The organism is Wolbachia endosymbiont of Leptopilina clavipes, from assembly GCF_006334525.1.
In the GTDB taxonomy this organism is placed as follows: Bacteria; Pseudomonadota; Alphaproteobacteria; order Rickettsiales; family Anaplasmataceae; genus Wolbachia.
The window spans coordinates 1-7,823 of the sequence record NZ_QJHA01000015.1 but is presented as its reverse complement, the minus strand read 5'-3'; the positions used below and the strand labels follow the sequence as shown (position 1 = coordinate 7,823).

Below are 7,823 nucleotides of genomic sequence, written 5' to 3'. Positions count from 1 at the left end.
ATTTGAAGAACTGTAATCTTCAGAAATTTCTGCATTCAAATCATCAAGAGCAGCAGTATTACTGCCGCTTTTATCAATTACAATTTTCTCAGGAAGATAGTTACTCCTGAAGGCTTTACGAAAGAATGCAAGTGCTGCAGACTTGTCTCTACTAACACACAAGAGGAAGTCTACAGTATATAAATAAACCCATTTACCGTTTAATTTAATGTAAGTCTCTCCAACTACTACCAACCTGCTTCTTTCTTTTCCTTACTGCCTCATCTATCAGTGGTGATAACCCACCTTTGTAACGTAGCATTTTGCTCCCCTTATACTCATCATTTCTTCCAAATCTCGATAGCTCAAAGAGAATCGACATTTCATGTATACAGATAACATCCGCTGAAAAGCTAAATCCTTTGAAATATGGCAACAATTTTTGATTGATACGAAACATCTTTGCTTTTTTTTTAGACAATTATATCATTCTTCTTTCTACTTCCCTACAAATGCGACAGAACCGAAAAACTTCCTCTTATGGCTGTAAAAATGTTATGATAAGAGCTAATTTTCATGAGTAAGGAAATACCAAAATATTACTATCTTCCATCTTTTCTCTTTTCAATTCGTGCAACCATTTCTTTTACACTTACATTCGTGGAAGGTAAATTTTTGCTGGCAAGATGGTTGATCGAAGATTTTTTATTCCCTATTGGAAATGAACGAGATTGTTTTCTCTTCACACTGATATCCGTTTGTGTTACTGAAGTAGTTTTGTTTTCAGCAGGCAACACGTTCTTTACTTGATTTCGCTCAAATCTTTCTTTTAATGCCTTTACTTTACTACTCTCGCGAGTCACTTCTTTTTTTCATAGCAACTACTAGTACTTTTGGTCCATCAGCTTTTTTTGCTGATTCTTTACCATCTTGATTTTCAGATTTTAGTGGTAGTATAGGGTTACTCTCAGCTGATTTTTCCACTACTATTTTTTGCTCTGTGCTTACTTTTTCGCCTAAATCTTTAGGCTTTGGTGGTACTGCAGGTTTATCTTTTTTCGGTTCTTGTCTAATTTTTGATTGGCAGTAAACATTTTCTCTGGTACTGGTGGTACTCTTGGTGGTGCAAGAGATTGAAGTTGTTGTTTCTTCCTATGTGCTCTTTTTGCTTCTATATGTTCTTTAGGAATTGTTGCATAAATCGGCTCCTCTTTAATTGATTGTAGATTACGCAAATCTTTTGTTAAAGATTTACTTTTTTCCTCTTGATAATTTGATATTTCTTCATACTCAGGATCTTCGTTTAATGAACCTCCATAACCTGAATCTTCTCGCTCATATAAGAGATTTTTCTTTTGCTGTCTATTTTCTAAATTTATTCCATATGACCTATATTTATCTTGACTTCTTTCTATTCGCTCTAAATCTGAAATTTTTTGAATAACATCTGTATATTCGATTGCTGTTCTAGCAGTTGAAGGAGGCAATTTATCTTTTATAAAATTACTTATATTCCTAATCGAAACATCTCTTCCTAATATTCTATTGAATATCCTAAAAATTAATGGCTTTTTATTTGCCTTCTTTACACAATTATTCAAGTCATCACGTATAACAAGCTTAGCTACATCTTCTGCCTTATCTGTAAAACCCTCTAAAGCATGAGACAGATCTGTTACTGTTTTATAACATTGTTTCTCTGGATTTCCTAGATTTATAGCTTTGATCAGAGAATCAAGATTTTTTTTATAATCCTCACTTTTAAATGGATCATGCATACTCATTGCAGCTTTTCATTAAAATATAAGGTATAAGTATTAAGATCTAGTAAATATTAGCTTTTTAGTTCATATACAGCGATAACACTTAGCAGAATAACGATTTCGTCATTCTAGTGTCTGCTGTTACCCCTTATCTAGGTGTGTAAAAGTGAAATCTAGTTTCGCTATATAACACAGTCTCATACAAGTATAGCCTTTCTTATAATAGTTCGAACGTGATAAGATATGTATTTATGTCGATAGTAGGCCAGTAGCGTATTACGATACGTTCGGATTATTGTGAAAAAGCTATAGCTTCTCGATTGAGAGTTGTCTTCTGCATTGAGCTCAACATTATTTACTACTTTTTCAGTAATAATTTCGGCAAACTCAGGAGAAAGTTCTTTTGCAGAAAATGCAGCATGTACATCATTTTTAACAAAGAAACACGTAGCAAGTGCAAATACTGCTGTTGGTACACAGCACCAAGGAGAAGCTATACTAAAAAAAGTTGTAGAAGCTACTAAAGTAAATATTGCTTGAAGCATAATATACTGTTTATCAATGCCAACATATTCAGCCATCAATTTTCTAATTTTGTTATTGCTGCCGTATGGCAAAAAAATATCTTAATAAAAGCTGTTACACTATTACTAGCAAGATATCAATCACGCTCTATTGGATCTACATTTTGATTTAAAATCGCCTATTTTCTTGCACCTTTTTGCCATTCATAGAATGTTAACTTTAAACTTCTTGGCTACAAATGCTCTACTTTCCCCTACATCCAATGCTTTTTTCCTTAAATCATAACTATATGCTACTGGCATTCACATCTCCTCGCTACTTTACCTATTCCACCATGTTCACACTATTAGGAAAAGAGCTATAATTTTCAACACTAACAAAACTACTTCCTAATCTTTTACACAGCAACCTATAAAACTTAATGCTGTGAATATATGATCAACAAAAAAAACTTTGAGAAAAGGAAGAATAGACTTCTTCCTTTTACTTAACTACGCTGTTAACCCTATACTAACTCTTTGCTCTACATTAGCTCTATCTAGATTCTCACTAGGCTTTGAAATTACATATGTAATACCACCAGCAATAAGTCCAACTACTACAGCAGCAGCTATAGCTATACCAATTATAGGCAATACCGGTAATGCAGCACCAAAAACAATCCTAACCCAACTGCCAATTCAGCTATGGCACCACAAACACTACCAATGATTATTGGTTTATTAGTAGTTTTTACTGTATCTTTAGTTATATTTCCTTCAGTTTTAGGTATGCTGCTTTCATCTACTAAAGACTGTTCTTTACTTTCGTAATCAGGCTGGTTCTTTTTAATTAATGTTATCATATCAGCATTTCGCTGTGGATCTAATGATACTTTGAAAGTCTCCTTGTTAAAAATCTTAGAAAATATTTCACACTTGTCTTTATTTTCGTGATTAGGCACGATCCTTTCAAGGGTTACTTTCCAATCCTCTTGCTCTTGCTTTTTACATATCTCCTCAACTCTATCGTGCATTTCAATTTTGTTAGGATCATCTTTACTTTCACAACTAGATATGCTCTTTGCAAGTATTTTTAGCCAACCATCATTTTAGCTTTTTGCTCTTCATCTTGCTCTTGATTTTTTAGTATTTCTAAAATATTCTTGGTTTTGTTAAGATGATCTTTTTTTATACTAGCGAAAACTTTTTCTAACATATCATTATCTTGAGCTACATCTATAATAGCTTTAATACTTTTCTGACTAACTTCCTGATTAATAAGATTTATAGCACAGCCAAGCGGTGTTAGAGTATGTTCTTGATCATCTGAAAGCCTGATCTTTATATTCGCAGTAGTAAGAACTTTTTCTAATATACTATTTCTTTTAGCTACATTTAGGATAGCTTGAATGCCTCTCTGTTTATTAAGAATAATAGCATGGACAAGTGGTGTTGAAGTATATTCTTGACCATTTGAGAGCTTGATCTTTATATTCGCAGTAGTAAGAACTTCTTCTAATATATCTTTCTCTTTAGCTACATTTAGAATATTTGTAATATATCTCTGACTATTTAACGAGTTCTTAAGATTTATAGCGTAGGCAAGCGGTGTTAGAGTATGTTCTTCACCATCTTCAAACTCTATACATTTCACAGTAGTAAGAATTTTCAGCAAATCCTCTTTTGAAAATCCTGTAAGAAGATCAATAATATTCTCATGTTCTTCCATCGCAGCCTGTAACTTACCATATAATTCTTGTTGTGTTCCGTTTAACTCTTCATATTTTGGCATATAAAATTCTCCTATTCAAAATAATAATATACTTTAATTATTATATATTTAAGTAAACAAGTCAATAAATCAATAAAATGCTGTGGTGCCAAAAACACTCAAACAAGAAAAAGCGCTCCGGTGCTCATTCTTTGTTTATAAATAATATTCTTGATTCAATCCTTTGCTTTCTTTTCAATGTATCTACATATCAGAATAGACAGCTCATATAATACCAACATTGGAATTGCAAGCCCTACTTGGCTTAGTACATCAGGTGGAGTTAAGATTGCAGCAATAATGAAAATTACTACTATCGCAATTCTACGTTTATTTGACAAACTTTGTGCAGTGATTAGCCCTACTCTCACCATTAAGGTTAGTATGACTGGAATTTGAAATGCAGTACCAAACGCAAACATGAATTGAAGAACAAGGTCTAAATATTCACTAACTGATGGCATAAACTCTATTGGTATACCGAAAGATTTACCACTATGTTCAAAAGCAATAAAAAATTTCCAGGCTAGGGGAAATATGTAGTAGTAAACTACAGCGGCTCCCGTTACAAACAAAACCGGTGTTGCAATTAAGTATGGCAATAACACTGCCCTTTCTCTTCTATATAAGCCAGGTGCTAGAAACATATAGAATTGCCATGCAAACACAGGAAAAGAAAACAACAGTGCACTCATTATTGCAACCCTGAGATATACAAAAAACGCTTCTGTTAAGTCTGTATAGATTAGAGAAAAATCATTGCTATCTTTTGTAACTTCTATTAAAGGTGCAAGTAAAAAGCGGTATATATTTTCTTTAAAGTAGTAACAAAACCCGAAGGTAACACAAAAAAATAGAAAGCAAAAAATAACCCTTTTTCTAAGTTCCGCAAAGTGCTCATAAAATGAAGCATATTTTTGTGAGTTTTCGTTCATACTTTACAATAAAGCTATATCTAACATTCTCAGTGAAAAAGCCCATTCATTATCGTACCACGCTGCAACTCTACAGATATCACCTGTGACATATGTACCAGCTAAATCCACAATTGCACTATAAGGGTTATGGACAAAGTCTATTGAAACTAAAGGCTCGTTACATACGGAAAGCACATGATTTGCTGAATTCTTAAACATTTCATTTATTTCTCCAGCTGTTACCTTCTTATCAGTCGTAAATTTAAAATCAACCATAGAAACGTTGCTAACCGGAACTCTAATAGCAGTACCATCTAGCTTACCCTTTAACTGAGGAATGACAGAACCAATTGTTTTTGCTGCTCCAGTTGTAGTTGGCACCATAGAAAGGCCACAAGCTCTTGCCCTACGTAAGTTTCTATGGTTGCCATCAAGAATATTTTGATCATTCGTATAGGCATGTATAGTGGTCATAAAACCGCTTTTTATACCTAAATTGGAGTGTAAAACGTGTACAATCGGAGCCAGACAGTTTGTAGTACAAGAACCTGCTGAGATCACTTTATGCTCCTTTTTTAGCATATCGTTATTTACGCCGTAAACTACAGTTACATCAGCATCTGAAACTGGAGCAGAGACAATTACTCTCTCTGCATTATGCTTTGCTGCTTCCGCACGCTTGTTGAATGCACCAGTGCATTCAAGCACTACATCAACATTCCAAGGAATATTTTCAGGGCTACGTTCTCTATATAAAGAAAATTTCCTGCCATTTATAGATAGCCAATTTTCAGACTCGTTAAAATCAATATTGCCGTTAAATTTGCCATGAACAGAGTCATATTTAATCAAATGTGCATGCTGCTCAGCACTGAGCGACCCATTTACCGCCACAACTTCTATTTGCTCGCTATAGTTTTCTACTTCAAAAATAGCACGCAATACACTTCTGCCTATTCTACCAAGACCATTAATTCCTACACGAATTGTCATTTTTCCATCTTAAAAGTTTAATTATAGAGGATATTGCCTGATATTTCATTCTATTCTTTTAGCTGTTAATCCTAATGTTATAATATATTGATGCTTATCTTGACTAAAGAAACTGTATCACTTAATTAATAATATCTAAATTTTAACTTGGAGTAGGTTATGCATGGATTACCAATGACAAATTCAGATAATCAGTATCAGCAAAGAAAAATAGAAGCATTGCAAAAATAAAGGACTGTCAGAAAAAGTGAAAACACTACAGAAAATGTCAGTGCTGCACAATGAAATGCTAGTAATGCTACAGTGGAAATCAATACCAGAGAAACTGCGCACAGAAATATTAAAAAAACTGCTAGAAACACCTCAAGAAGCAGCAGCATTTCAATTAGAAGAAAGAGATGAAGATCAGCAAGTAATAGAAGACATACTGGATATGCAAGAAGAATTTGAATCTTCACAAAATTTGGAAATGCGGGAGTGTTAAATAAACCATACGCGTCAAGTTAAGGAAAAGTGGTATAAGGAAGAAAGGAAACGAAAAAAAACTATTTTATATATTAAGTAATAAAGTTATTGATTTATAGATTCTTCTGAAAAAATCATCTTCTTCTAGATAAGAACTCCCTAAAAAAATAAATGTAACAAATAAAATGCCCATCTCAAATGTTGCTATATTTCACGATATTTCCTTAACTTGACGCGTATGGTTAAATAAACTGTGTCAAATCGAGAAGTAAAGTAATAAATTGATAAAAAAATGGAGGTTTGACAATGAGTCAAGCAAACACAACTACCGGTTTGGTAGACTATAAAGAATTAGAAACAAATATCTTATCTTCTATACGAGAAGGAAGACCATTGACAGGAAGAGATGGAGCATTAACACCATTTATAAAAAAACTGCTAGAGGGAAGGCGAGATAGAAAACCATTTGTCGGCTGAAAGCGAAGAAAACAACCGAAGAAATTCAAAGACTTTACGGACAAGTATTTGAACTATTGACACCAAGAGATAGTGAAGGAAGTTTTGAGCTACAAGTAGTCAGAAAAAGGCAAACAACCGAACTTGAAGCAAAGGTTTTAAGTACATATGCCAGTGGCATGGTATATAGTTTTTTATTCGCATGTAGAAGATATATAAAATATCTGCAGCTGAGATATCAAGTATTACTGACAAATTGTTACCGGTAATCAACGAATGGCGCAGTCGTCCTCTGCAATCTGTATATCCAATAGTGTTCATGGTTTTTTAAGGTCAAGGAGGACGGGCATTGTGTAAGCAAATGTATGTATAACATATTAGCAAAATGGCAGAAAAGAAGTTTTGGGTTTTTATTTGGCTGAAAGTGAAGTTCTGGTTGGGAGTACTAAATGACCTAAAGGAGAGAGGAGTAGATGATATTCTGATAGCTTGTGTTAAAAAGCTTTCCTACAGCTATAAATAGCGTATTTCCTAAAGCAGAAATGTATAGTAATCAGATAAGAAATTCACTGAAATATGTATCGAGCAAAAGTTTTCATGAATGATTTGAAAAAAATATATTTTTTTTCAAGTAGAGAAATAGCCGAAAATTATTTGCTTGAGCTAGAGGAAAAATGTGGAGAAAAATATACTTTAGTTTTGGGAGAATAATTGGGAAAATTTGTCTAGTTATTTAAAATATTCTGGCCCTGTAAGAAAGTTAATTTATACCACAAATCCTATTGAGGGACTACATAGACAGATCAGAAAATTTACTAAAACCAAGGGCTCATTTACTAGCACAAATGCCTTGTATAAACAGGTATATTGTGCTATAAAGAAGGCAGGAGAGAAATGGACTATGCCTATACATGATTGGGCTTTAACTATCTCTCAACTTGATATCTTTTTTTTCTTGTAGGTTAAAAATTGA

At 33.4% G+C, this 7,823-nt stretch carries 10 protein-coding genes and 3 pseudogenes; 2 read left to right on the top strand and 11 right to left on the bottom strand.

Annotated elements, in window-relative coordinates; translation table 11 throughout:
* From OUY_RS01430 to gap, 11 genes and pseudogenes are all read right to left on the bottom strand, one after another.
* Positions 1-439 (bottom strand): annotated as a pseudogene (locus tag OUY_RS01430) (IS6 family transposase); the annotation flags it as partial.
* Between the two features lie 142 nt (positions 440-581).
* Positions 582-842, bottom strand: coding sequence for a hypothetical protein (locus tag OUY_RS06290; RefSeq protein ID WP_246038581.1), 261 nt, complete (start codon positions 840-842; stop codon positions 582-584).
* Positions 826-963: a hypothetical protein gene (locus OUY_RS06285; RefSeq protein ID WP_246038580.1), complete on the bottom strand. Its 138-nt coding sequence runs from the start codon at positions 961-963 to the stop codon at positions 826-828. Before OUY_RS06285 ends, OUY_RS06290 begins: the two co-directional genes overlap by 17 nt.
* A gap of 32 nt (positions 964-995) precedes the next feature.
* Positions 996-1,763: a hypothetical protein gene (locus OUY_RS06280; protein ID WP_246038579.1), complete on the bottom strand. Its 768-nt coding sequence runs from the start codon at positions 1,761-1,763 to the stop codon at positions 996-998.
* Positions 1,764-1,939: 176 nt separating this feature from the next.
* The gene (locus OUY_RS06275) at positions 1,940-2,359 is read right to left on the bottom strand and encodes a hypothetical protein (RefSeq protein WP_246038576.1); all 420 of its coding nucleotides are present in this window, start codon (positions 2,357-2,359) and stop codon (positions 1,940-1,942) included.
* Between the two features lie 57 nt (positions 2,360-2,416).
* Positions 2,417-2,569: pseudogene (locus OUY_RS06800) on the bottom strand (IS630-like element ISWpi11 family transposase); the annotation flags it as partial.
* 189 nt (positions 2,570-2,758) lie between these two features.
* The gene (locus tag OUY_RS06270; RefSeq protein WP_246038575.1) at positions 2,759-2,902 is read right to left on the bottom strand and encodes a hypothetical protein; all 144 of its coding nucleotides are present in this window, start codon (positions 2,900-2,902) and stop codon (positions 2,759-2,761) included.
* A complete protein-coding gene (locus tag OUY_RS06265) occupies positions 2,893-3,282 on the bottom strand; it encodes a hypothetical protein (RefSeq protein ID WP_246038573.1) in 390 nt (129 codons plus the stop codon). Before OUY_RS06265 ends, OUY_RS06270 begins: the two co-directional genes overlap by 10 nt.
* Before the next feature lie 59 nt (positions 3,283-3,341).
* Positions 3,342-4,040 carry a WD_0033/WD_0034 family tandem repeat-containing protein gene (locus tag OUY_RS01410; RefSeq protein ID WP_246038571.1) on the bottom strand — a complete coding sequence of 233 codons (699 nt, stop codon included), beginning with the start codon at positions 4,038-4,040 and terminating at the stop codon, positions 3,342-3,344.
* A gap of 155 nt (positions 4,041-4,195) precedes the next feature.
* Positions 4,196-4,954, bottom strand: coding sequence for a twin-arginine translocase subunit TatC (gene tatC, locus OUY_RS01405; RefSeq protein WP_139686495.1), 759 nt, complete (start codon positions 4,952-4,954; stop codon positions 4,196-4,198).
* 3 nt (positions 4,955-4,957) lie between these two features.
* Positions 4,958-5,929 (bottom strand): type I glyceraldehyde-3-phosphate dehydrogenase, encoded by a 972-nt coding sequence (gap, locus tag OUY_RS01400; protein WP_139686494.1) that lies wholly within the window; start codon positions 5,927-5,929, stop codon positions 4,958-4,960.
* Positions 5,930-6,176: 247 nt separating this feature from the next.
* Here gap and OUY_RS01395 point away from each other — a divergent pair, with 247 nt between their 5' ends.
* Both OUY_RS01395 and OUY_RS01390 read left to right on the top strand, forming a co-directional pair.
* Complete coding sequence (locus tag OUY_RS01395) at positions 6,177-6,413, top strand: hypothetical protein (RefSeq protein WP_236607897.1); 237 nt, start codon at positions 6,177-6,179, stop codon at positions 6,411-6,413.
* A gap of 287 nt (positions 6,414-6,700) precedes the next feature.
* Positions 6,701-7,811, top strand: a pseudogene (locus tag OUY_RS01390) (IS256 family transposase).
* The last annotated feature ends 12 nt before the right edge of the window (positions 7,812-7,823 follow it).